Genomic DNA, 23,283 nt, shown 5'->3' on the forward strand with positions numbered 1-23,283 from the left:
GACGCGTGAGCGCGTGATACGCGTCCAGATACCAGCGCAACGAATTGGAGTCATAGATGACCTACCCAACTGAGGCAGAGCTCCTCGCGAAGGTTCCGACCCAGCTGCTCATCGGCGGCGAGTGGGTCGACGGCGAGGGCGGCGACGCGTTCGTCGTGAACAACCCCGCTACCGGTGCCGAGCTCGCACGCGTGGCCAACGCATCCGTCGAGCAGGGCATCGCTGCCCTCGATGCCGCCGTCGCGGTCAAGGACGAGTGGGCACGCACGCCCGCCCGCACCCGCGCCGAGCTGCTGCGTAAGGCCTTCGACGATGTCATGGCCCGCCGCGACGAGTTCGCGCTGCTCATGACCCTCGAGATGGGCAAGCCCCTCGCCGAGGCGCAGGGCGAGGTGAACTACGGTGGCGAGTTCCTTCGCTGGTTCTCCGAGCAGGCGCCGCGCATCGTCGGCCGCTACGCCGAGAACCCCGAGGGCACGCAGCGCATGTTCGTGTCGCACCACCCGGTCGGCCCCTGCTTCCTCATCACCCCGTGGAACTTCCCGCTCGCCATGGCGACGCGCAAGATTGCCCCCGCGCTCGCGGCGGGTAACACCGTCATCGTGAAGCCGGCGTCGCTCACGCCACTCACCACCCTCTACTTCGCCAAGGTGCTCGAAGAGGTCGGCGTGCCCAAGGGCGTCGTCAACGTCATCACCACCCGCAACACCGGCGGCGTCACGAACGCGATCATGGAGGATGACCGCCTCCGCAAGATCTCGTTCACCGGCTCGACCCCGGTCGGTATCGGTCTTATGAAGAAGGCCGCCGACAAGGTGCTGCGCTCGTCGATGGAGCTTGGTGGCAACGCCCCGTTCGTCGTGTTCGAGGACGCCGACCTGGACAAGGCCGTTGAGGGCGTTATCGCCGCGAAGTTCCGCAACATCGGCCAGGCGTGCACCGCCGCGAACCGCATCATCGTGCAGGCGTCGATCGCCGACGAGTTCTCGAAGCGCGTCGCCGCGAAGGTGAACGACTTCAAGATGGGCCCCGGCATCGAGGACGGCGTCGTGATCGGCCCGCTCGTCGAGCAGAAGGCCGTCGACAAGGTCAAGGAGCTCGTTGACGACGCCGTGGAGCAGGGCGCCGAGGTCGTGTCGGGCGGTAGCCCGGTCGACGGCGACGGCTACTTCTTCGAGGCGACCGTGCTGAAGAACATCACCCAGGGCGCCAAGATCTTCCGCGAGGAGATCTTCGGCCCGGTGCTGCCGATCATCACCTTCGAGACCGAGGACGAGGCCGTCGCGCTCGCGAACGGCACCGAGTACGGCCTCATGTCGTACGTCTTCACCGAGAGCTTCGACCGCGGCCAGCGCATGATGGACCGCATCGAGTCGGGCATGATGGGCCTCAACGTCGGCGTGCTGTCGAATGCGGCCGCCCCCTTCGGTGGCGTGAAGCAGTCGGGCCTCGGCAAGGAGGGGTCGTTCGAGGGCATCGAGGAGTACCTCTACACGAAGTACACCGCCATCCCGAACCCCTACGCCACGGCCTAACCCCGGCCACCTAGAACGGTTGAGTGGTCACTTTTTGTAGTTCTGGCACCGCCAGAACTACAAAAAGTGACCACTCAACCGTTCTTCGCGAGTGGAGGAGAGGGAACTGATGGTGGAGAGTCGTGAGGGTAGGGCGCAGCGCGCGCCGAGCATCCTGCTGTTTGTGTTGATCGCCGCGATGGCGGTCGGCATCGTCTTCAACTTTGGCGTCACCTCGCTGAGCGCGCCGCTCATCGAAACGTTCGGCATCACCGACGGCCAGTTCGGCATCATCCTCTCGACAATCTTCCTCTCGGCCGGCCTCACGTCGACGCTGCTCGGTGTGCTCGCCGACCGGCTGCGCACCATCGTGCAGTTCGCGATCATCATGGTCGGCACGCTGCTCGCCTTCGCCATCACGATCGTCTGGCACAGCTTCGCTGGCTTCATCGTTGCCGCGCTGTTCGTCGGCCCGGCTCAGGCGATGTCGAATCCGGTGACGAACCGTCTCATCGCGACGCGCGTGCCGGCCGCCCAGCGCTCGACCTGGATGGGCTGGAAGCAATCGGGCGTGCAGATGGGCATGCTCGTCGCCGGCCTCAGCTTTCCCCTCATCGCGACGGTCGGCGGCTGGACCGCCGCCGCGACCTTCGGCGCCGCGATCAGCGCCGCCTGCTTCGCGATCAGTTGGATCGTGCTCAACCGCTTGCGCCGCCCCGCGAACGGCGCCCCGACCCCGTCGACCGGCTCGATCGTCACCAACCCCGGCGAGGCGACGAAGCTGCCGCCCGCGGTCTGGGTCTTCGCCGCCATCTCGTTCCTCAACGCCGTCGGCACGCAGGGCGTCAACACCTACGTATCGCTCTTCTCGATCCGCGAGTTCGACTTCCCGGTCGAGCTCGGCGGCCTGCTGCTCGGCGTCATCGGCGTCATCGGCATCCTCAGCCGCGTCGGCTGGGGCCGCGTCAACGGCAGCTGGGGCCGCCCCGCCCCGCTCATCTCGGTCATGAACCTCGGCGGCATCGCGGGCCTCGGCGCGCTCTGCCTCGCGTCGATCACCGGCCAGGTGTGGCTCGTCTGGGTTGGCATCGCGATGCACGCCGCGCTCCCGCTCGCCGCCAATGTCGTCATCAACTCCGGCATCATTGCGGCGGCGCCGCGGGCCCGCATCGGCATCGCCTCCGGCCTCGTCTCGGCTGGCATGTACCTCGGCTTCGCATCGGGCCCCGCCATCATCGGCTGGCTCGTCGACCATACGGGTGGATTCCTCGCGAGCTGGGGCGCCGTGGCCTGCACCTACGCGCTCTGCTTCGTGCTCGCGCTGATGCTTGCCTACCTGCAACGTGGAGATCGCACATAAAACGGTCTCTATGCTGGCGGGGTGACAACCGAGAACTTCCAGGTTGACCTGCGCGGCATCGTCGAGATCCTCTCGCACCACCTCTACTCGAGCCCGCGGGTGTTCGTGCGCGAGCTCATCCAGAACGCGCGGGACGCGCTGGTGGCGCGCGAACGCCTCGGCCAGTCCGCCGCATCCGGCCAGCAGGCACCGATCGAGCTCATCGTCGACGAGCCGCGCCGCGCGCTGCTCGTGCGCGATGCGGGCATCGGACTGACGGAACAGGAGGCCCGCCAGTTGCTCTCGACCATCGGCGCCTCGAGCAAGCGCGGCGAGTTTGCGCAGGCCCGCCGCGACTACCTCGGCCAGTTCGGCATCGGCCTGCTCTCGTGCTTCCTCGTTGCCGACCAGATCGAGGTGCGCTCGCGCAGCGCCCGCGAGTCGAATGCACCGACGATGCACTCTGGATTGGAAGCGGCGACGGCACCTTCACCGTGACCGAGGCGGCCGACCCGCTTGAGGCGCCCGGCACCGAGGTGTGGGTGCGGGCGCGGCCCGAAGACGCCGGCTGGGTGAGTTTCGAGCGCGTCGAGTTGCTCGCGTCGAAGTTTGCCGGGCTGCTGCCGGTGCCCATCACGGTGCACCGCGGCGCTGATGGCAGCCCCGGCCGCATCGTGAGTCGGCAGACGCCGCCGTGGCAGCTCGCCGGGCCGGACGCGCTCGAGTGGTGCTTGCGCACCTTTGGCATGTCGCCGCTCGCGGCCTTCCCGATCGACGTGCCCGTCGCGGGCGTGCGGGGCCTCGCGTTCGTCTCGAGCAACTCGATCTCGAGCAAGCATCGCGGCGGCGACCGCGTCTTCTCGAACGGCATGTTCGTCGCCGACGACAACACGCAGCTCGTGCCCGAGTGGGCGACGTTCGTGAAGGTCGCGCTCGAGGCGGGCTCGCTGACGCTCACCGCATCCCGCGAATCGCTGCAAGAGACCGAGCTCGTGCGCGACGTGCAGGCCGAAGTCGGCCGGCAGCTGCGCACGGGCATCGAACGACTCGCGGCCGAGGGCGGCGACCGCTTCAAGCAGTTCCTCGACGTGCACTCGACGAACCTGCTCGCGATGGCCGCGGCCGACGACGTCATGCTGCAGTTCGTCGCGCGCCACTATCTCTGGGAGACGAGCTCAGGCCTCGTGCCGTTCGCGCAGATGCCGAGCAAGATCAGTTACGCCTCGACGGTGGGGGAGTTCAGTGCGAACGCCTCGCTCGTCTCGGCGCAGGGTGGGATGCTCGTCAACGGCGGCTACACGCATTCGATTGCCGTGCTCGAGGCATTCGGCAGGGTCCAGACGCGCGTGCGCGTGAGCCTGTTCTCTCGTACCGAGCAACTCGACGCGCTGCCGCAACCGAAGCCCGAGCGGCAGGCATTCGTCGAACAGCTGAGGGCCGTCGCGACGCCGGTGCTGGACGAGCTCGGCGTCGGGCTCGACCTGCGTGACTTCGCCCCGGCATCGGTGCTCTCGCTGCACGTGCCGCCCCCGCCCGCCGGGTTCGACTTCGCCGAAGAAGCCGCCGACGATGACCCGTGGGCCGCCCTCACCGGCGGCACCAAGCAAGCCGACCCCGTCGACCGACGCCCGAAACTCGTACTCAACGTGCGCGCCGACGCCGTGCGTGCCGTCGTCGCGGCTCGCACGCTGCAACTGCAGCAGCAGGCCGTGCGCGCCCTCTACCTCCTCAGCCTGCTCCAGGCAGGTCAACGACTCAACGCTGACGAGCAGCGAACCCTGGCCGATGCGCTGGGCGAGTTGCTCGTTGCGGCCACCTGAAAGGGAAACTCATGATTCGATACGACGAAGTCGCCGATCTCGAGGGCGAGCAGGCGATTCGCGTCCGCGCTCTCATCGACCGCAGCTCGGCGATCTGGGACATGCCGCTCGACCGCGGCACCGCGGAGGCGTGGGAACAGCAGGTCGCCGACTGCGAGGCCGAGGGCGTGCCGCACCTCGCGGCGAGCGCCCGCTACGGGCAGTACTCGTTGTTCTCGCAGACCGGCAAGGCGCAGGAAGCGCTCGAGGCGTACGCGCGCCTCCTGCAGATCATTGCCAGGTACGGCGACCACCTGCACCCCGACAACCTCGCGACGTTCCTCGAGTCGATCAGCACCGTCGCCTCGACGCTCGTCGACGACCCGAGCATCCCGCGCGCCCAACTCGAGCAGGTCGTCGGCCTCGTCGAGGCGCAGATTCGCGAGCGGGGTCTCGACCTCGGCGAGGCGTTCCTCGCGAAGGCCGAGCTCGCCGCCGACTTCGGCGACCGCGACGCGACCCTGCAGCACCTCAACGAGTGGCTCACCGCCGACAACGACTACTGGCAGCCCGGCAGCCCCTACAGCTCGGTATACGAGAGCTCGATGCTCGTGCGCGTCGACCCGCAGCTCGCCCTGCGCACGCTCGAGCAGCGGCTCGCCGGCCTCGGCGTCGGCCCGGGCCCGCTCGACCCCAACCACCCCGAGCTGGCGCACCTCGTGAGCCTCCGCGCCCGCCAGGGCGTGCTCTATGCCCGCGCCGGCCAGCGCGCGGTTGCCGCGCAGATCGGCGACGAGTTGCGTGAACAGTTCGAGCTCGACTTGCTCATCGACGAGATCGAGGCCGACGACCTCTTGGTGGTGCTCGAGCACCGCCGCGACGAGGCGGAGGAGTTCGCCGACCACCTCCTCTCCCAGCTCTACCTCGACGACACGAACTGGCGCGCCACCGCCGCGGTCGCCCGCGTGCGCGTGCTCGCCGACCCGGCGAACGACGAGGGCTGGCTGCTGTTCAAGATCGCCGAAAATGCGGCGAAGCTGCACGACGAGCGCGGCGGTGTCGCCACCCGCCACCAGGATGAACTGCGCGAGTTCTGGCTCGAAGGCCTGCCAGATGCGCCGAAGCTCGACGTCGTCGACGATGCGGAGGTGTGGGGCGACCCGCAGGCGCGCGCCGAGCACATCCTTCGGGCAGGCTGGCTGCCGCGACAGACACAGGGCGTTTCGGTCGATCGCGCGCCCGTGTCGATGAACAAGCGCTACCACGAGACCATGCTGGCGGTGCAGGAGCTCAGCGAAGAGTCGACGCAGCCCGAACTCGTCGACAAGATCATCGCCCGGGCGCAGGAGCTTCGCCTCACGACCGTCGTGTTCGGCACGCTCTTCCTCGGCGCGATGCAGCACGCCGTCGTGGGCAACAACCGTGCCATGCTCGAGGGCCTCACGCACACCCAGCGCCTGCGCCTCGATGACAACGACGCCATCGAGCCCGGCGTGCGCGCCGCCGCCGAGGGTGGTTACGTCGATGTCGTGCACCAGGCCCTCGGCGACCCCGACGTGTCGATCGACTCGGTTGCCGAGTTCATCACCCTCGAGCACGAGGTGCGCGCGAAAGTCGGCGGCCCGACGAGTCAGCTCGCGCTCGGCCAGGCGCAGGTCGCGGCCCAGCTCGGCGATGTCGACGCACTCAAGGAACTCCTCACCACGTTCACGCGCTGGCTCGAGCACGAGCGCGAGCAGGTCGACGAGCATAAGTTGATGCTTCAGGCCGCCGGCCTCGTCGCGCCGTTCAGCCCCGACTACACGGCGGCCCTGGCCGCGCAGGTACTCGACGAGACCCACGACGCCGAGCACCGGCGCGCCGCGCGCGCCTGGGTCGCCTGGCGCGAGCTGCAGGGCGGCAGCGCCGAGCGCGTGCTCGAGGTCGTCGCGAGCATCGAGGAGGTCGACCGCGACCTCAGCGAGTTCGGTTCGGTGCCCAACTCGGTGCTCGTGCAGCTCGCCGAGACGAACCCCGCCGAGCTCGCCTGGATCGTCGACGCCGCGCTCGAGACCGTCGACTATGAGGGCGCGCCGGTCGACATCGACATCTACGCGACCGCCGCCCACTTCCTGCTCACGCACCGCCCCGACGACCCGCGCGGGCCGGAGTTCCGAGACATCGCGCAGGGCGTTGCCACGGCGCTCGATGCGCGCAACGGCAACCGCTTCCAGGGCTGGCGTCTGCACACGCAGTGGCTGCGCGACGTGCAGCAGGAAGGCTAACCGCGGGTCGGGAAGCCGTGCGGGTTGCCGTGCAGCACGCCCTCGAGGCGGGCCGAGCGCTGCCGGCGCCGCTGCATCCCGAGGTATTCGCGGTCGCGACGCACGACGCTGACGCCGACGAGGAACGTCTCGGCGTCGACGTCGGGAATCGGATGCACGTAGGGTCGCGCCCGGCGCGCCAGGTCACCCGCGAGGTGCTGGCGCGCCGCCGGCGAGAGCTTGTCTGACTGCACGAAGAAGTCACGGATGCGTCGGGCGAGCGGGTCGGGCAGGCGCGCCACATCGGCGACCCGGGCCCAGCCCGCGAGCTGCGGCGGCAGCGTGAGGGCGAGCGGCTGCGGCCGCGGCGCGCGCTCGTACTGCGCGTAGGTGCCGGCGAGGAAGTCGCCGACGCGCTTCGAGCGGCCGTTGAAGAGGCCGACGAGGGCGGCGATGCTGCCGAGCGTGAGGAAGATCTCGGCGAGGCCCGCGAGGGCGCGCACGAACGAGTGGCGGAAGCCGATCGCGCCGCCGTCGTCGCGCACGACGCGCAGGCCGAAGATGAGCTTGCCGAGCGAGCGGCCGTTCGAGAGCACCTCGACCGTGAGCGGCACGAGAATGAACCAGAGCACGGCCCAGGTGATCTGAATCACGTTGACCCACACGTCCTCGAACTGCACGTTGTTGTTCTGCAGGAAGTTCGTGAGCATCCAGGCGAGCCCGAGCAGCGATACCAGGTAGCCAACGAAGATCACGAACGCGTCGATCGCGGCGCTGCCGGCGCGCAGCAGCCAGCCGGCGGCCGGGATGCTCAGGGCAACACCCTCGCCAATGACGACATCGTCGTCGGCAAACGAGGCAACTCGGGGCGCGGGCTGCGAAGACATGAGAGTATTTCACCACATGGACATCGACGCCTACGCGGCCGCGCAACGCGCGGAATGGGAGCGGCTCAGCGAATTGTCGCGCAGCCGCCGACTTAGCGGCGCCGAATCGGATGCGCTCATCGAGCGCTACCAGGCCGGCGCGACCGACCTCTCGGCCATCCGCACGGCCACCGGCGACAGCGCCGAGAGCGTGCGCCTCTCGCTCGATCTCGCCCGGGCCCGCCGCCGCTTCACCCGCGTGCGCCGCAACGTGCTCGTCGTGTTGCGCGAGTTCTTCGTCGAGCAGCTGCCCGCATCGCTCTACAGCGTGCGCTGGTGGACCCTCGCGGCTGCGGTGCTCACCGTCGTCGCGGCCGTGTTCTCGTACTTCTGGCACATGTCGAACCCCGAGATCCTCAGCTTCTACGGCAGCCAGTCGGGCCTGCAGCAGTATGCCGAGGAGGACTTCATCAACTACTACTCGGAGTATTCCGAGTCGGCCTTCACCGCCCAGGTGTTCACGAACAACGCGTTCATCGCGGCGCAGTGCATCGCGTTTGGCATCACCGGCATCTTTCCGATTTTCGTGTTGATTCAGAACGGCATCAGCCTGGGCATGTCGGCCGCCGTGCTCGCGTCGTTCGGGCACCTCGACGCGTTCTTCCTCTGGATCGCGCCGCACGGGCTGCTCGAGCTCACGATGATCTTCGTCGCGGGCGGGGCGGGCTTCGCGCTGTTCTGGTCGCTCGTTGTGCCCGGCAACCGCACCCGCGTGGATGCGATGGGCGCGGCCGGGCGCACGCTCATCATCGTCGCGGTCGGCACCACGATCTTTCTGCTGCTCTCCGGACTCGTCGAGGGCTTCGTCACGCGGCAGGACTGGCCGTGGGCGGTGAAGATCGGCATCGGCGCGCTCGCGCTCGGCTCGTATCTCGCCTACGTCCTCGTGCTCGGCAGGCGCTCGTACCGGGCCGGGCATCGCGGCGATCTGCGCGCATCCGAGGCCGGCTATACCCAGGTCTATGCCGACTAAGGCGATGTCGCTGCGCAATCGCGTGCTCGTCTCCCTTATTGGCATCACCGCGATCACGCTGTTCATCACGACGCTCGTCGACTTCGTCATCGACTGGATCGACTACGACGAGCAGGTCGCCGGCGGCTTCGATCGCTCGTACGCCCAGGTGACCGAGCTCGCGCGCAACGGCGTCGACCCGGCGACGGGCGAGCCGTTCGCGTCGGCCGAGGCGCTCGTGCAGCTCGCGATTGAGCGCGCGGTGTCGGAGCCCGGGCAGGGCTTCCTCGGCATCGTCGACGGCGAGGCGCGATGGGCGGCGCCGACGACGGTGCCGCTGCGAGTCGAGGACGACCCGGAGTTCGTCGAGCGCGTCGAACGCGAGGTCGAGGGGGCGGGCGGCACGACCGAGCTCACCTTTGGCACTGCCGAGCGCACCTATCGCGTGCTGCTCGTGCCGATCGCGATGGCGGCGAACGACCCGACCGACGGCACCGATGCGTTCATCATCGCCTATGACGTGTCGACCGGGCGCAACGCACTGTTGCAGCAACATCTCGTGAGCCTGCTCGTCGGCGCCGTCGTGCTCGCGCTCGCCGGGCTGTTCGCGTGGCGCGCGTTTGGCCGCGTGCTCGCACCGCTCACGGCCGCGCGCCAGACGGCCGAGGAGGTCACGGCATCCGATCTCAGCAGCCGGATTCCAGTCGAGGGTAACGACGATCTCGCGCTGCTGGTCGGCACGATCAACGCGATGCTCGACCGACTCGAGGCCGCGTTTGCCGGGCAGCGCGAGCTGCTCGATGAGGTGAGTCACGAGCTGCGCACGCCGCTGACGATCGTGCAGGGGCACCTCGAGCTGCTCGACGAGCACGACCCCGAGGAGGTCGCCGACACGCGTGCGCTCGTGCTCGACGAGCTCGCGCGCATGAACCGATTGATCGAAGATCTCTTGCTGCTCGCGAAGTCGGGTCGACCCGACTTCGTGCGCCGCAGCGAGGTCGACCTTGCCGAGCTGCTCGACGGCGTCATGCAGAAGGTGCGCCCGCTCGGCGACCGCGACTGGCAGCTCGACTCGCGGCCCGAGGTGGTCGTGCGCCTCGACCCGCAGCGCATCACGCAGGCGCTGCTGCAGCTCGCGGGCAACGCGGTGCAGTACTCCGAGCCGGGCAGCCGCATCGCGCTCGGCGCCTACCTCGAGCCGAGCACCGGCCTGCTGCGCATCTGGGTGCAGGATGCCGGGGTCGGCATCGCGCCCGAGCAGCGGCAGCGCGTATTCGAGCGCTTCGAGCGCGAGGACGATGGCGGCGAGTTGCCGACGATCGGCGGCGGGCTCGGCATCGGGCTCGCGATCGTCACCTCGATCGCCCGCGGCCACGATGGCACCGTCGACCTCGAGTCGCAGCCCGGAGTTGGCAGCCGCTTTACCCTCGTGCTTCCCCTACGTCAGTCCGAACCCGACCCCGAACTCGAAGCGAACGGAGCCGCAGCGTGACCAGCATCCTCATTGTCGAAGACGAGGCTCGAATTCGGGCCTTCATCACCAAGGGCCTCAAGGCCGCCGGATACGCGGCGGTCGGTGTTGCGACGGGGCGCGAGGGCGTCGATCACGGGCTGAGCGAGGAGTTTGACCTCATCGTGCTCGATATCGGCCTGCCCGACATCGATGGCTTCGACGTGCTCGATCAGCTGCGTGGCTCGGGCGTGCGCACGCCCGTGATCGTGCTCACGGCGCGCACCTCGGTCGACGACACCGTGCAGTCGCTCGAGACCGGCGCCGACGACTATATGCCGAAGCCGTTTCGGTTCGAGGAACTGCTCGCGCGCGTGCGGTTGCGCCTGCGCGCGACGGCGGATGCGCCGGGCTCATCGTCGCCGGCGAGCGCGACCTCGCTCGAGCACGGTGGCGTACGCCTCGATCTGCGCACCAGGCGGGTGACCGTCGACGGCGCCGAGGTGGAGCTGTCGGCGCGGGAGTTTTCGCTCGCGCAGGAGCTGCTCGAGCATCCGGGTCAGGTGCTCACGCGCGAGCAGCTGCTGTCGCGCGTGTGGGGCTATGACTTTGACCCGGCGTCGAACGTCGTCGATGTGTACATTCGCTATCTGCGCCGCAAGCTCGGCAGCGACCGTATCGAGACGGTGCGGGGAGTCGGCTACCGGCTCGCAACGCGCTCGTAGCTGGCGCTAGTCGTCCCACTCATCGTCGTCATCGTCGTCCCAGTCGTCGTCATCGTCGTCGTAGCTGCTGCCGCTGCCGCCGCCCGACCCTGATCCGCTCTCGGGCTGGATCGGCTGTGCCGGCGCGGGGTTGACGGGCTGTGGCTGGGGCAGCGAACCGGAGTCCGATGCGTCGTCGGTGGAGGTCGGCGTTGCCGTCGGCGTCTCGTTCGGCGTTGCAGACGGCGTGGCCGGGGGAGTTCCGGTCGATGTTGGAATCGGCGTGCCGCTCGCGGGAATCGTGACGGCGTCGCTGACCTCCTGCTGCTGGTCGCTGTTCGCGATCGAGATGCCCGAGAAGGCGAGCAACGCAAGCACGAGCACGGATGCGGCAGAAAGCAGCACGGGGGCGAGGCGATGCATGGCAGGTCTCCTATTCGGTCTCGGGATGCTGCGAGCGTATCGAGCGCGTCAAGTCACCCGCATGAGGCAGAGATGAGAGATCTCTCATGTTTGCAGCCTCGTCGACTTCGATGACGGACTCCTCCCTCGTTAGAACGGTGCCGGGTCGTTGATCGCGTCATAGCCCTGGTCCTCGACGGGTTTGAAGATCGGCCCGACCTTGGCGGGTTCGACCGTGACCCATTCGCCGCGTGGCGTTTTCCACCCGACCTTGCCGCCGCCGAGTTGCTCGCACTCCCACGGACGTTGATGTTTCAGCGTGTGGTGTTTTGGACAGAGGTGTCCCAAGTTTTCGACGTCGGTTCTGCCGCCCGCGGCCCACGCAATCGTGTGATCAAGTTCGCTTTGATCCGCCGGTCTGCGGCAGCCCGGGAACAGGCACACTTGGTCTCTCGCCTGCAGGAACCGTCGCATCGAGGGGGTCGCATTGCGCGAGTCGACGGTCAACACGTGCCCGGTGATCGGGTCGGTCAGGATGCGTTGGAAGCACTTCGCCTTCGACGCCATCTCACGCGCTTCGGTCATGCTGATCGGGGTCATCCCGTTGATCGTTGCGACATCGCGCGGCGCGTCGGGGTTAAGGAGGTTGAGCACCGGGATCACGATGCTCACCGTCGCGTTCACGCGCGAGCCGCCCTTGGCCTCGTGTTCGCGCATGCTCTGCGGCGTCGTTGTGAGGAAGGTTTCGACGAACAGGTCGGCCAACAACTGCCGCACCGTGCGTGGGTCCTCAACGAACTCGGCATCGGCGGGGGAGAGGTCTTCCCCGCGTGCCTGCGCCGCGCGGACGCGACGTCGGTGTTCGTCGGCCTCGTTCACGTTCTCTTCACGCAAGGCCTTGGCTTGCTTGTTCATGAGGTCGTACATCGCGTGCGCCTGCAACGTCGGCACGTCGGCGGTGATGCGGGACATCCCGAACTCGCGGTCCTCGATGGTCACATGGCGTGCTTGGTACTCGTGCTCGAACGCCGCCTCAAACTCTTCCGCCCCGAATTCGGTGGCGAGCTTCCGCGCGAATGCGTCGGTCGCGGCGACGGTCTCGCCCTTCGCGAATTCCAGCACCTTCACGGCGTATTCGTCCAGCCGCGCGTCCGGCACGATCCCCGCATGCCGCAACAGTGCGCGGGCGTGCCGCATCGTCACCGCCGCTTCACGGAGCGGGTCGAGCCACACGACAAAGTCGGTGCCGAGGCGGTGCGCGTCATACGCCCGGTTCAGTAGCGCGGTGTCGGACTCGTTCGTGTGAATCCCGAACTCCGCGACGATCGATCGCAGGTTCAGCCGCAGCAGGTCGTCGGGACTCACTACCGAGGAGCGTTCCTGCAACTGTGCGTAGGTGCGGTGTTCCGCGACGGCGTAGGCCTGCGCGAGGCCCATCATCTTCAGGTACGCGCCGGTCTGCTCGAGTTTCGCACCATTGAGGACCATCTCTTCGATCGCCCCGAGCGCGTCATTGAGCCCGTCGTTCTCTGGTGGAGGAGTGGTGCCGTCTGGCCGGTGCTTCGGTGCGCGACGAATCGGCTCATCCGCAGAGTCTGGTGGGGGAGTCGTTGCGGTCATCGGGCGTCACCTCCTCGAAGGTGCGTCAATGGGGGAACCGTTGTAGCAAACATATGCGGATGCGTTCACGAATGCAATAGAAATAATGTTCTAATCAGGTTGGGGTGGATGTTCGAGGTTTCGAGCATTGGCGGGAAGGTTTTCGGTCTTGGTTCACTCTTGCACGAGCCTCCGACATGGCTTCGGACGGCGGGTTTCGTGGCGGATTGCCGACTAGTTTCAGTTCGGCACAAGCCTCCGACAGCACAGACCCCAGCACCAAGCCCCGACCCCCAACCGCCCTAAAGCCGCCCAGCCTTCTTCAGCTCCAAATACCGGTCGGCAACCCGCGGCGGCAGCTCATACGGCGTCGCGGTAATCGTGTCGACGCCCAGCTGGCCAAGCGCGCGGCGGACGCGCTGCGCATCCAGCATCGACCGCTCGGCGGCGGCGGCCCGGAATACGGTCTCGCGCTCGCTGAGATCGCGCGCGGCCTCGGCCACTTCGGGATCGGTCACCGAGGCCACCAAGACAAGGTGGCGCTGCGCGAGCTCGGGCACAGCCTCGAGCAGGGCGCGCGAGGAACCCTCGTTGTCGGCGGTCGTGAGCAGCACGACGAAGGCGCGGTGCGTCGTCACCTCGCGCACGAGCTTCGGCACGTCGAGCCAGTTCATTTCGAGCAGCTCGGGCTCGACGTTCGCCATGGCGTCGGTAATTTTCGCGAGCACGGTCGGTCCGCTTGCCCCCTGCACCCGCGCGCGTACGCGCTGGTCGTACGACACCAGGTCGACGCGGTCACCGGCGCGCGTTGCCAGCGCGGCGAGCAGCAGCGCCGACTCGATCGCGGTGTCGAGCCGCGTCTCGTCGTCGATGCGCGCGGCCGAGGTGCGGCCCGAATCGATGATGATCACGACGCGGCGATCGCGCTCCGGGCGCCAAGTGCGCACGACGAGCTCCTGTTGCCGCGCGGTCGCGCGCCAGTCGATCGAGCGCACATCGTCGCCGCGTACGTACTCGCGCAGCGAATCGAACTCGGTGCCCTGGCCGCGCACCTGCAGGGTCGTCTGCCCATCCAGCTCGCGCAGGCGTTGCACGCGCGAGGCGAGGTGTCGACGCGAATTAAAGGGCGGCAGGATGCGCACCCGCCCGGCCGACTTCAGCGTCGCCTGCCGCGCGACCAATCGCAGTGGACCCCACGACCGCACGACAACGACCTCGCTGCGCCGGTCTCCCCGACGCCACGGCTTCAAGACGGTCGTGACCGCGCGCCGCTCGCCGGCGGGGATGCGCACGCGCTCGCGCATCCGCGGGGCGCCGGCCGAGGGCTCCCACGCGTCGCGCACCTGCGCGTTCAGGGTGCGGCCGGCGAGGTTCGTGAGCAGCAGCGTCGACGACACCGTCTCGCCGAGCCGCACGCGCTCGGGTAGCTCGCGGGCGATCGAGATGCGCCGGGCGGGCGTCGCGAGCAGCCAGTCGATGACGCCGAGCAGCAGCCACACCAGCAGCACAATGCCGAGCGTGGCCAGCGCGCTGCCGGCCGTTGTGCCGAACAACATGACTGGCAACGCCCCGAGCAGGAGCAAGCCGACGTAGATACCGCTAAATGCCATGACGAAAACTAAATCGGAACCTGCACCTGCTGCATGATCGACCGCAGCACAGAGTCGGCCGAAACCCCCTCGAGCTCGGCCTCGGGCTCGAGCACGACGCGGTGGCGCCAGGTCGGCAGCAGCATCCGCTGCACGTGGTCGGGGGTCACGGCGGGGTGTCCGTAGAGGTACGCGCTCGCCTTCGCGACGCGCAGCAGCGCCGTTGCACCACGGGGCGAAACGCCCATGCGCACCGAGGGTGACTGCCGCGTTGCGCGGGCGAGGTCGACGACGTACGCGAGCACATCCCCGCTCACCTGCACCTGCTGCGCCTCGGCGCGCGCCTGCTGCAGCTCGCTCGCCCCGAGCACGCGCTGCACGCCGACGGAGCCGAGGTTGCGCGGGTTGAAGCCGGCCGCGTGGCGTCGCAGCACCTCGATTTCGGCGTCGCGTGGCGGCAGGTCGAGCACGAGTTTGAGCAAGAATCGGTCGAGCTGTGCCTCGGGCAGCGTGTAGGTGCCCTCGTACTCGATCGGGTTCATCGTGGCCGCGACCATGAACGGGTCGGGCAGCTTGCGGGTGACGCCGTCGGCCGACACCTGGCGTTCTTCCATCGCCTCGAGCAGCGACGACTGCGTCTTCGGCGGGGTGCGGTTGATCTCGTCGGCGAGCAGCAGGTTCGTGAACACGGGCCCCTCGCGGAACTCGAATTCACCCGACTTGTTGTCGTAGACGAGCGAACCGGTGACGTCACCGGGCATGAGATCGGGCGTGAACTGCACGCGCTTCGTGTCGAGCGCGAGTACCGTGCTCAGCGTGCGCACGAGCAGCGTCTTCGCGGTGCCCGGCACACCCTCAAGCAGCACGTGTCCGTCGGCGAGCAGCGCGAGCACGAGCCCCTCGACGGCGGCGTCCTGCCCGACGACGGCCTTCGCGACTTCGGCACGTACGCGGCCGAGCTGGTTACGGATCTGGTCACTCATCGCTTGGGTGCTCCTTCGTGGCGGGTCGTCGTGTCGTCTCGGTGCGGCCCGTCGCGGCGCGCACGCGCCGTTCGAGCTCGGCGGCGGCGTTCGCGAGGTCCACGAGCGCCGAATCGGAATCGGGGTAGCCAACGAGCAGCACCTGGTAGGCGTGCTCGCGCGTCACCCCGGCGGTCTGGGCGGTCGCCTCGATCACGGCATCGCTCGCCTCGCCGCGGCCCAGGCCGAGCAGCTCGGCGAGGCGGGTGATGGTGCCGAGGCGGATGCTGTCGAGCGCGTGGAGGCGCGCGTCGCTGTTGTCGTAGAGGCGGGCGCGACCCTCGATGGTCTCGGCCGCCGGCACGGTGACGGGCAGGCGCTCGGCCACGAGCGGGCCGAAGCGGCGGCCGCGCCAGATGACGCAGGCAACGCCCACGCCGATGAGCAGGATGATCACCGGCGTCAGCCACGGCGGAATATAGTCGCCGAGCGAGGGCGTGTCGGTGAGGCTGTCGGCGCTCGACGGCGTGTACCAAACGAGGTGCTCGTTCGCGCCGAGCAAGTTAATCGCCATCGCGGCGTTCGCGGCCTCGCCGATCACCGCGTTCGTGAGGTTCGTCGACGCCCCGAGCACGACGATCTCGACGCCCTGCTCGACGCCGATCACGACCGCGTAGCCGTCGCGCACCTGGTAGCAGCCCACCGAGTCGCCGCTCGGCTCGTACTCGTGCCCGCCCTCGTTCGTGATCGACGGTGCGAGCTCGCCGAAGCCGCAGGCCGAGCCCGCGTCGAACGTGGCCGCCGCATCCGGGTCGTCGCCGTTCGACGAATACTGCCCGCCGAATGTCGCGACGCGGCTGCTCAGCTCGTAGCTGCTGCCTGCCGGGTTGAGCAGCACGATGCGATCGATGTCGCCGAAGTAGCCGGCGGCGATCTGGTCGATCTGCTCTTCGGCGAGGATGTACGAGGGGTCGTCGATCACCACCGTCGTCGAGCCACCCGAGTCGAGGCCCGACGAGAGTTCGTCGAGCGAGGTGGCGTGCGTCGTGTCGACGCCCTGCTGGCCGAGCACCTCGAACAGCGCCTTCGCGCCGTTGGGCGCCGGAGAGGTCGGGTCGAGGGGTCGGTTCGAGACCGAGCCCATCGAGCCGAGCGCGAGCACCGTGACGAGCGCCGCGGCGATGAGGCCGCCGACGGCGAGAAGCCAACTGCGGATGCGACGCCAAGCGCCCCGGGAGTCCGGCGTGAGTGACTCGGCCGCGACGGGCGCCGTGGCGGTCAAGGTGTCGGTGGCGGATGCGGTCATCGCGTCAGCACCTCGGGCTCGGGCAAAAGGTGGGGTCGCGTGTGCTCGAGACGGGCGTCGAGCTCGCGCACCTGGTGGTAGTCGTCCTCGCGCGCGGCGAGCCCCGCGTAGCGCACCTGGTCGAACGAGCCGGATGCGCGGCGCAACTCGGCGACCTCGCCCGGGAACGGCGCGGCCGCGGCCGCGGCGACGCCCTGCGCCGTGGTACCGGGGCGGAGGCGAATCACGGTGCGTTCGGCGAGCCCGCGGGCGATCGCGCGATAGCGCTCGGTGAGCGCGAGCGACCAGTCGGACATCGCGGCGGCCGCATCCGCCGCCGCGCGCAGCTGCGCGACCGTGCGAGTGTCGTTGTCGAGGAATACGGCGCCGTGCTCGGCCCGACGCCGAGCGACCGCGCGGGGCCGCCCGAAGATCACGACGAGCACGACCACCGCGATGATGCCGAGAATGATGAAGATCCACGCTGGGTTGATGCCGAAGGCGCCGTTGGGTGTGAAGTTAAACAGCGACGCGAACCACTCCCAGAGGTCGTTGAAAAACTGGTCGATCGGGTTCGGTTTCGCCTGCTGATACTCGCCCTTCGACAGCTCCTGCAGGAGCCAGTCGCGAGCGGTGTCCTCGTCGGGGGCGAGTGGAATCGTCATGCGGCCTAGAACGGTCGATGCTGCGCGGGGCCGTTGGCCTGGTCGGTGCCGTTGCCAGAGTCAGTGCCTGCGCCGGAGTCGTTGCCCGACTGCTCGCCTGCGCCGCTCGATGCATAGGGCGAGCTCGGCGGGTTGTCGGATGCCGGCGACGCGCCGTACGGCTGGTACGGCTGCTCCTGCCCGGCCTGCGCCTGCCCGTATCCAGGCTGCGCGTATCCCTGCTGCTCGTACGTCTGCTGCCCCGGCTGAGCCTGCCCATGCGGCGCCTGCCCATACCCGGCCGGCTGGCCGAAGTTCTGCTGCGGATACGGCTGCTGCGGCGCGTAGCCGGCCGGCGGAGCGGCCGGGCCGAGGTCGGGAGCGGTCCAGGGGTCGCGCCCTGGCTCGCGGCCCTCGTTGTAGTCCTCGGCCGCCTGCTGGAGGTGGATGTTGAGCCCCTCCTTGCGCATCCGCAGGTCGGTGTACATGATCGCCGCGTTACCGCCGAGCAGCACGGTCGAAATCGCCTGCAGCACGGTCGACAGCAGCACCGAGAGCAGCGCCATGCCGATGGCGACGCCGATGACGACGCCCTCCTGGCCGGTCGTGGTCTGGCCAAACGGCACGAGCACGCTCGTAAAGGAGAAGAGGAAGCTGAAGATGCCCGAGATGGTCTGGGTCGCGACGCTGACGATGAGCGAGACGAGGATCCAGATGCCGAAGGTGCGCCAGAAGTAGCCGTTCGTGAGGCGCCAGCTGCGCGCGATGGCGCTGATGGGGCCGTAGCCCTCGAGCACGATCGACGGCACGGCGACGAGTAGCTTCGTGTTCACCCAGAAGAAGAAGGCGACGCCCGCGAGCACGAGGAAGATACCGAGCAGCAGCAGCAAGACAACCGGGTTGTCGGTCTGCGCGAGGATCACGATGAAGAAGATGATGGGCAGCAGCAGGATGCCCATGATGAGGATGCTCGCGACCGCGACCACAACGACGTAGCCGAGCACGGCCCACACCCGGCCCCAGGCGGTGCGAAACGCCTCGCCGAGGGTGAGCTTGCGTGAGAGTGTGCCGGCGGCGACGACCTGCGCCACGATTACCTGCACGAGACTGCTGCTGATCAGCGACATCACGATGCCCGGGATCAGCGCGAGCAACAGCCACGTTGTCATCGAAACCGCGAGTTCGTCCTGATCGCCGACCGCGGCCATCGAGATGCGGTTGATGCCGATGATGAGGGCGATGGTCGGTAGCACCGCAGTGACGAGCCCGGTGATGAGCTGAATCAGAAACGCGCCACCGAAGCTCGCCGCGACGTTGACGCGCAGCAGGCGGAAGGTTGCGCTGAAGATCTCACCGAAGGTGAGCGGGCGCAGGGGGAACAGGCCGGGCTTGGGCGGCGGGCGCCAGCCGAGCGGCTGCTGCGGTGCGCCGCCTTCGAAGTTCCACGAGGCGGACCCCTGCGGTTGTTGCCAATTGCTCGCACCCTGGGGCGTCGCTCCGGGCTGGTTCGGGTACGGCTCGTAACTCACCTATTCATCGTCCCACAGCGCGGCCGCGCGTTTCATCGTCCACAAGAACGACCGCGACCGGGTAGGCTCTGCCTAGATCATCAACATTGTGGAGGACACGTGCCGGGTCGAGTTTTGGTCGTCGACGACGACACCGCATTGGCCGAAATGATCGGCATCGTGCTCGATTCAGAGGGCTACGACCCCAGCTTCTGCTCCGACGGCTCGCTCGCTGTCGCGAAGTTCCGCGATGAAGATCCCGACCTCGTGCTGCTCGACGTCATGCTCCCGGGCATGGACGGCATCGAGATCTGCGAGGCGATCCGCGCCGAGTCTGGCGTGCCGATCATCATGCTCACCGCGAAGTCCGACACGACCGACGTCGTGCGCGGCCTCGAGGCCGGCGCCGACGACTACATCGTCAAGCCCTTCGACCCGAAGGAGCTCGTCGCCCGCATCAAGACGCGCCTGCGCGCCACGACGAGCGAGCCGAGCGAGGTCATCAAGGTCGGCGACCTCACGATGAACCTCGCGGCGCACGAGGTCATGCGCGACGACACCTCCATCAACCTCACGCCGCTCGAGTTCGACCTGCTGCACACGCTCGCGGCAAAGCCGAACCGGGTGTTCACGCGCGAGGAGCTCCTCGAACAGGTGTGGGGCTACCGGTTTAAAGCCGACACCCGGCTCGTCAACGTGCACGTGCAGCGCCTGCGCGCGAAGGTCGAAATTGACCCCGACCAGCCGAAGATCGTGCAGACGGTGCGCGGCGTTGGCTACCGGGCGGGTCACACCGGCAACTAGGTGATGCGCTTTCGACTTTTTCGTGGCGGGCGCGTCAATCCCGACTCCGAGCGCATCCAGGTTCGGCTGCCGAACAGCGTCGACACCGGTTGGATCGATACCCCTCCGGGTCGCTGGTGGCGCCCGAAGGAGTTCTGGCAGAACATTCGCTTTCTCTGGCGCACCTCGCTGCCGTTCCGCACGACGGTGGTCGCGGTGACGCTGACGAGCATCACGGTGATCGCCGTCGCCCTGGTCATGAGCAACTCGATTGCGCGCGACCTCTTTACCTCGCGCACGCAGGATGTTCAGCTCGAGGCCCAGCGCGCGGCTTCGGTCGCGCAGGCGACGCTCGAGTCAGGGAGCGAGACCGACGAGCTCGCGATCTCGGAGCTGCGGCAGGATGCGATCGACGCGGCGACCGCGCAGGCTCCGAACGCGATCGGCTGGGCCTTCTACCGGGTGCCCGACCAATCGACGACGAGCGTGATTCAGGACATCGCGTCGGAGGGCGTCGACCGCAACCTCACGAGCGATGAGCTGCGCTCGGCAGTGCGCGCCGAGCCCGACACCGTGCACTACCAGTCGGTCGCGCTGGAGGGCACTGACGGTCAGGCCGAGCCCGGCATCGTCATCGGCCGCGTGGTCACGGTGCCGAGCGCCGGCAACTACGAGTTCTACCTCGTCTATTCGCTGCAGTCGTCGCAGGACACGCTCGACTTTGTGCAGCGCACGCTCGCCATCTCGATGGCGATTCTCGTGCTGCTCGTCGGGCTCATCATCGGCTCGATCATGCGCGCCGTCATGCAGCCGGTGCGGCTCGCTGCCCAGACGAGTCGCCTGCTCGCCGCCGGCCAACTCGAGGAGCGCATCCCCGAAAAGGGCGAGGACGACATCGGTACGCTCGCGCGATCGTTCAACCACATGGCCGACAACCTGCAACATCAGATCGAGCAGCTTGAGAACCTGTCGAAGGTGCAGCAGCGCTTCGTCTCCGATGTGTCGCACGAGCTGCGCACGCCGCTCACCACGATTCGGCTCGCGGGCGGCCTCGTTTACTCGCGCAAGGACGAGTTCGACCCGACGCTCTCGCGCGCGGCCGAGCTGCTGCACGACCAGGTCGAGCGCTTTGAGCTGCTGCTCGCCGACCTGCTCGAGATCTCTCGCTACGACGCGGGCGCGGTTGAGCTCATGCGCAAGGAGCACGACCTCAAGGCGGTGGCTGAGGACGTCATCGCTGCGATGCTTCCCGTCGCGATCGAGCACGGTGAGTCGCTCGTGCTGCGCGCGCCAGACCGCCCGGTGATGGCGCAGTTCGACGATCGCCGCATCAACCGCATCGCCCGCAACCTCATCGCGAACGCGATCGAGCACGGCGAGGGGCGCCCGATCGTCGTCACCGTCGACTCGAACGCGACCGCGGTTGCCCTCTCGGTGCGCGACTATGGCATCGGCATGAGCGACGACCAGCAGGCGAACGTGTTCGAGCGATTCTGGCGTGCCGACCCCTCGCGTAAGCGCACGATGGGCGGCTCCGGCCTCGGCATGGCGATCGCCAAGGACGACGCGCACCTGCACCACGGTCTGCTCGAGGTGTGGTCGGTGCCGAAGCTCGGTACGAATTTCCGCCTCACGCTGCCGATCGCCGCTGACGAACCGATCGTCTCGTCGCCGCTGCCGCTGCTGCCTGAGGATGCGGGGGCCGAGACCTATACGCGCGAGCACCAGGGTGAGAAGGTGGAGGGGTTCTCGAACGAGGACGTCATGACGCAGCCGATCACGATGCCCGTCACCCTGCCGGGGCTCGAGCCGGGCTTCCTTGCTGGGGCCGAGGCGTCGGACGATGAGACGGACAGCGAGGAGGAGTCGAAGTGAGTGCGCGCATCCGCCGAGCCCTGCTCGCCCTCGTGGCGGGCGTGAGCATCTTTGCCCTCGCGGCGTGTGCATCGATTCCGACCTCCGGCTCGGTCGAGCAGGGCTCGGCGCAGGAAGAAGCGACGACGCAGAGCCTGCGCTATTACCCGGCTGGCCCGAGCGACGGTGCGAGCCGCGAGGAAATTGTGCAGGGCTTCATCGACGCCGGCACGGGCAGCCAGAACGACTTCGCGACGGCGCGGCAGTACCTCACCGATGACGCCGCCTCGTCGTGGGACCCCACCGAACAGGTGCTCATCACCTCGGGCCAGGTGTCGATGCGCACGAACGACAACGACGTCATCAACGTGTCGGTCGCTGTGAGCGGCGAGGTAAACGCGCACGGCGTCTACCGCGAGGAGCTCTCGAGCAGCAGCGAGGCGCTCGAGTTCACGCTGCAGCAGGTCGACGGTGAGTGGCGCATCTCGGAGGCACCCGACGGTGTGGTGCTCATGCGCCAGGCATTCACCGACCTCTACCGCTCAACCGCGCTCACGTTCCTCGACGTCGAGCAGCGCTACGCGACGCAAGACCTGCGCTGGTTCCCGAACACCGATGACTTCGCGACCCGCGTGGTCGAGGAACTGCTGCGCGGCCCCGCCGAGTGGCTCTACCCGGGCGAAGCCGTCACGACGGCGTTCCCCTCGGGCACCTCGCTGCTGTCGGACGTGACGATCGCCGACGGGCAGGCCACCGTGAACCTCTCGGGCGATGCCTCGGCCGCGGCGAGCGCCTCCGACCTCTCGCTCATGCGCCTGCAACTCGAGCGAAGCCTCACCGTGCTCGACGAGGTGCAGACGGTTGAGTTGCGCGTCAACGGCGCGCGTATCGACGCGAGCCTGCCGGGCGGCGACACCGTCATCACGAGCCCCGACGTCAACTCGCTGCCGCTCGTGTACCAGGACGGCAGCATCGGTTACCTCAATAGCAATTCGCTCTCGCTGCCGAACGGCACCGAGAATGTCGATGCCGCGGCGGCCGAGATCAACCCCATTCGTGGCGCCCTTTCGGCGTCGCGGCAGACGGTGACGATGCTCACCGAAGACGGCACGTACGCGATGCGCTATGACGACACCTCGCCGACGCTCATCGACAGCCGCGGCGGCCAGATCGAACCCGCGCTCGATAACTGGGACTGGGTGTGGACCCAGTCGACCTCGCAGACGGGCCTCTACGTGTCGAAGATTGGCGAGGGCTCGATCTTCGAAATTCCGCTTCCGTCGGGCGTCGCCCCGAACTTCATCTCACACCAGGTGTCGCGCGATGGCACCCGCCTTGCAGTGCTGTTCGACGACGGCGACGGCGTCACCCTCGCGATCATGCCGATCATGCGCGATGGCGGTGAGCCGATGGCGCTGGGCGACCCGCTGCTGCTCGAGATGCCGGGCACCGAAGACACCGCGAACGACGTGGCGTGGGTCGACGGCAACAGCGTCGCGATGCTCGTCGACGACGGCGATGGCACGACCGAGGTGCGCCTCTATCGGGTCGGCGGCGAGCTCACCTCGCTCGGCACGATTCCGAACGCCGTGCAGGTCGCCGGCTCGAACACGCTCGCCGGCATGCGCGTCGTCGACCGCCAGGGCATCGTCTACGCGCCGCGGGGCACCCGCTGGCAGGCCTCCGAAACGGTCGTGAACTTCCTCTTCGCCCAGATGTAGTCGGGCCTG

19 protein-coding genes are annotated in these 23,283 nt (G+C 68.2%); 11 read left to right on the forward strand and 8 right to left on the reverse strand.

All coding sequences use genetic code 11. The features are described 5' to 3' along the window. The first annotated feature begins 56 nt into the window (after positions 1-56). The 5 genes from EJL01_RS11335 (at position 57) to EJL01_RS11355 (ending at position 6,916) form a co-directional block, all read left to right on the forward strand. Entirely contained in the window at positions 57-1,535 is a 1,479-nt protein-coding gene (locus EJL01_RS11335; RefSeq protein ID WP_125107741.1) for an NAD-dependent succinate-semialdehyde dehydrogenase, read from the forward strand. Between the two features lie 109 nt (positions 1,536-1,644). Then, the gene (locus EJL01_RS11340) at positions 1,645-2,874 is read left to right on the forward strand and encodes an MFS transporter (protein WP_125107742.1); all 1,230 of its coding nucleotides are present in this window, start codon (positions 1,645-1,647) and stop codon (positions 2,872-2,874) included. 21 nt (positions 2,875-2,895) lie between these two features. Further along, on the forward strand, positions 2,896-3,351 hold the full coding sequence (locus EJL01_RS11345) for an ATP-binding protein (RefSeq protein ID WP_125107743.1): 456 nt from the start codon (positions 2,896-2,898) through the stop codon (positions 3,349-3,351). Then, positions 3,348-4,673 carry an HSP90 family protein gene (locus tag EJL01_RS11350; protein ID WP_125107744.1) on the forward strand — a complete coding sequence of 442 codons (1,326 nt, stop codon included), beginning with the start codon at positions 3,348-3,350 and terminating at the stop codon, positions 4,671-4,673. Before EJL01_RS11345 ends, EJL01_RS11350 begins: the two co-directional genes overlap by 4 nt. 11 nt (positions 4,674-4,684) lie before the next feature. After that, positions 4,685-6,916, forward strand: a complete 2,232-nt coding sequence (locus EJL01_RS11355; RefSeq protein WP_125107745.1) for a hypothetical protein — start codon at positions 4,685-4,687, stop codon at positions 6,914-6,916. On the opposite strand, the gene EJL01_RS11360 is transcribed toward EJL01_RS11355, so the two are convergent. Continuing rightward, positions 6,913-7,782, reverse strand: coding sequence for an RDD family protein (locus EJL01_RS11360; RefSeq protein WP_125107746.1), 870 nt, complete (start codon positions 7,780-7,782; stop codon positions 6,913-6,915). The genes EJL01_RS11355 and EJL01_RS11360 overlap by 4 nt on opposite strands. 16 nt (positions 7,783-7,798) lie before the next feature. Here EJL01_RS11360 and EJL01_RS11365 point away from each other — a divergent pair, with 16 nt between their 5' ends. The 3 genes from EJL01_RS11365 to EJL01_RS11375 are packed head-to-tail and all read left to right on the forward strand — an operon-like array spanning position 7,799 to position 10,948. Then, complete coding sequence (locus EJL01_RS11365) at positions 7,799-8,794, forward strand: stage II sporulation protein M (RefSeq protein ID WP_125107747.1); 996 nt, start codon at positions 7,799-7,801, stop codon at positions 8,792-8,794. Next, positions 8,784-10,265 carry a sensor histidine kinase gene (locus EJL01_RS11370; protein WP_125107748.1) on the forward strand — a complete coding sequence of 494 codons (1,482 nt, stop codon included), beginning with the start codon at positions 8,784-8,786 and terminating at the stop codon, positions 10,263-10,265. Before EJL01_RS11365 ends, EJL01_RS11370 begins: the two co-directional genes overlap by 11 nt. After that, on the forward strand, positions 10,262-10,948 hold the full coding sequence (locus tag EJL01_RS11375; RefSeq protein WP_125107749.1) for a response regulator transcription factor: 687 nt from the start codon (positions 10,262-10,264) through the stop codon (positions 10,946-10,948). The genes EJL01_RS11370 and EJL01_RS11375 overlap by 4 nt, the downstream gene beginning before the upstream one ends. 6 nt (positions 10,949-10,954) lie before the next feature. On the opposite strand, the gene EJL01_RS11380 is transcribed toward EJL01_RS11375, so the two are convergent. The 7 genes from EJL01_RS11380 to EJL01_RS11410 form a co-directional block, all read right to left on the reverse strand. Further along, positions 10,955-11,350 carry a hypothetical protein gene (locus EJL01_RS11380; RefSeq protein ID WP_125107750.1) on the reverse strand — a complete coding sequence of 132 codons (396 nt, stop codon included), beginning with the start codon at positions 11,348-11,350 and terminating at the stop codon, positions 10,955-10,957. 129 nt (positions 11,351-11,479) lie between these two features. Beyond that, positions 11,480-12,949 (reverse strand): HNH endonuclease signature motif containing protein, encoded by a 1,470-nt coding sequence (locus tag EJL01_RS11385; RefSeq protein ID WP_125107751.1) that lies wholly within the window; start codon positions 12,947-12,949, stop codon positions 11,480-11,482. A 281-nt stretch (positions 12,950-13,230) separates the two neighbouring features. Next, positions 13,231-14,538: a DUF58 domain-containing protein gene (locus tag EJL01_RS11390; RefSeq protein WP_125107752.1), complete on the reverse strand. Its 1,308-nt coding sequence runs from the start codon at positions 14,536-14,538 to the stop codon at positions 13,231-13,233. An 8-nt stretch (positions 14,539-14,546) separates the two neighbouring features. Next, on the reverse strand, positions 14,547-15,500 hold the full coding sequence (locus tag EJL01_RS11395; protein WP_125107753.1) for an AAA family ATPase: 954 nt from the start codon (positions 15,498-15,500) through the stop codon (positions 14,547-14,549). After that, positions 15,493-16,785, reverse strand: a complete 1,293-nt coding sequence (locus tag EJL01_RS11400; RefSeq protein ID WP_125107754.1) for a DUF4350 domain-containing protein — start codon at positions 16,783-16,785, stop codon at positions 15,493-15,495. The genes EJL01_RS11395 and EJL01_RS11400 overlap by 8 nt, the downstream gene beginning before the upstream one ends. Then, positions 16,782-17,429, reverse strand: a complete 648-nt coding sequence (locus EJL01_RS11405; protein WP_125107755.1) for a DUF4129 domain-containing protein — start codon at positions 17,427-17,429, stop codon at positions 16,782-16,784. The genes EJL01_RS11400 and EJL01_RS11405 overlap by 4 nt, the downstream gene beginning before the upstream one ends. A gap of 5 nt (positions 17,430-17,434) precedes the next feature. Further along, complete coding sequence (locus EJL01_RS11410; RefSeq protein ID WP_125107756.1) at positions 17,435-18,937, reverse strand: glycerophosphoryl diester phosphodiesterase membrane domain-containing protein; 1,503 nt, start codon at positions 18,935-18,937, stop codon at positions 17,435-17,437. Between the two features lie 99 nt (positions 18,938-19,036). Here EJL01_RS11410 and mtrA point away from each other — a divergent pair, with 99 nt between their 5' ends. Genes mtrA through EJL01_RS11425 form a run of 3 tightly spaced genes read left to right on the forward strand, consistent with a single transcriptional unit; the run spans position 19,037 to position 23,274 of the window. Then, the gene (gene mtrA, locus EJL01_RS11415; protein WP_125107757.1) at positions 19,037-19,720 is read left to right on the forward strand and encodes an MtrAB system response regulator MtrA; all 684 of its coding nucleotides are present in this window, start codon (positions 19,037-19,039) and stop codon (positions 19,718-19,720) included. A gap of 3 nt (positions 19,721-19,723) precedes the next feature. Then, positions 19,724-21,574 carry an MtrAB system histidine kinase MtrB gene (mtrB, locus tag EJL01_RS11420; RefSeq protein WP_125107758.1) on the forward strand — a complete coding sequence of 617 codons (1,851 nt, stop codon included), beginning with the start codon at positions 19,724-19,726 and terminating at the stop codon, positions 21,572-21,574. Beyond that, positions 21,571-23,274 carry an LpqB family beta-propeller domain-containing protein gene (locus EJL01_RS11425; protein ID WP_125107759.1) on the forward strand — a complete coding sequence of 568 codons (1,704 nt, stop codon included), beginning with the start codon at positions 21,571-21,573 and terminating at the stop codon, positions 23,272-23,274. Before mtrB ends, EJL01_RS11425 begins: the two co-directional genes overlap by 4 nt. Positions 23,275-23,283: the final 9 nt, after the last annotated feature.

The organism is Gulosibacter massiliensis (assembly GCF_900626105.1).
Classification (GTDB): domain Bacteria; phylum Actinomycetota; class Actinomycetes; order Actinomycetales; family Microbacteriaceae; genus Gulosibacter; species Gulosibacter sediminis.

What these genes read in the sequence shown, in the direction of transcription:
- EJL01_RS11400 (WP_125107754.1), bottom strand. Translation starts at nt 16,785, where the DNA reads ATGACCGCATCCGCCACCGACACCTTGACCGCCACGGCGCCCGTCGCG.
- EJL01_RS11365 (WP_125107747.1), top strand. Translation starts at nt 7,799, where the DNA reads ATGGACATCGACGCCTACGCGGCCGCGCAACGCGCGGAATGGGAGCGG.
- EJL01_RS11340 (WP_125107742.1), top strand. Translation starts at nt 1,645, where the DNA reads ATGGTGGAGAGTCGTGAGGGTAGGGCGCAGCGCGCGCCGAGCATCCTG.
- EJL01_RS11395 (WP_125107753.1), bottom strand. Translation starts at nt 15,500, where the DNA reads ATGAGTGACCAGATCCGTAACCAGCTCGGCCGCGTACGTGCCGAAGTC.
- EJL01_RS11360 (WP_125107746.1), bottom strand. Translation starts at nt 7,782, where the DNA reads ATGTCTTCGCAGCCCGCGCCCCGAGTTGCCTCGTTTGCCGACGACGAT.
- EJL01_RS11385 (WP_125107751.1), bottom strand. Translation starts at nt 12,949, where the DNA reads ATGACCGCAACGACTCCCCCACCAGACTCTGCGGATGAGCCGATTCGT.
- EJL01_RS11405 (WP_125107755.1), bottom strand. Translation starts at nt 17,429, where the DNA reads ATGACGATTCCACTCGCCCCCGACGAGGACACCGCTCGCGACTGGCTC.
- EJL01_RS11390 (WP_125107752.1), bottom strand. Translation starts at nt 14,538, where the DNA reads ATGGCATTTAGCGGTATCTACGTCGGCTTGCTCCTGCTCGGGGCGTTG.
- EJL01_RS11380 (WP_125107750.1), bottom strand. Translation starts at nt 11,350, where the DNA reads ATGCATCGCCTCGCCCCCGTGCTGCTTTCTGCCGCATCCGTGCTCGTG.
- mtrB (WP_125107758.1), top strand. Translation starts at nt 19,724, where the DNA reads ATGCGCTTTCGACTTTTTCGTGGCGGGCGCGTCAATCCCGACTCCGAG.
- EJL01_RS11370 (WP_125107748.1), top strand. Translation starts at nt 8,784, where the DNA reads ATGCCGACTAAGGCGATGTCGCTGCGCAATCGCGTGCTCGTCTCCCTT.
- EJL01_RS11355 (WP_125107745.1), top strand. Translation starts at nt 4,685, where the DNA reads ATGATTCGATACGACGAAGTCGCCGATCTCGAGGGCGAGCAGGCGATT.
- EJL01_RS11335 (WP_125107741.1), top strand. Translation starts at nt 57, where the DNA reads ATGACCTACCCAACTGAGGCAGAGCTCCTCGCGAAGGTTCCGACCCAG.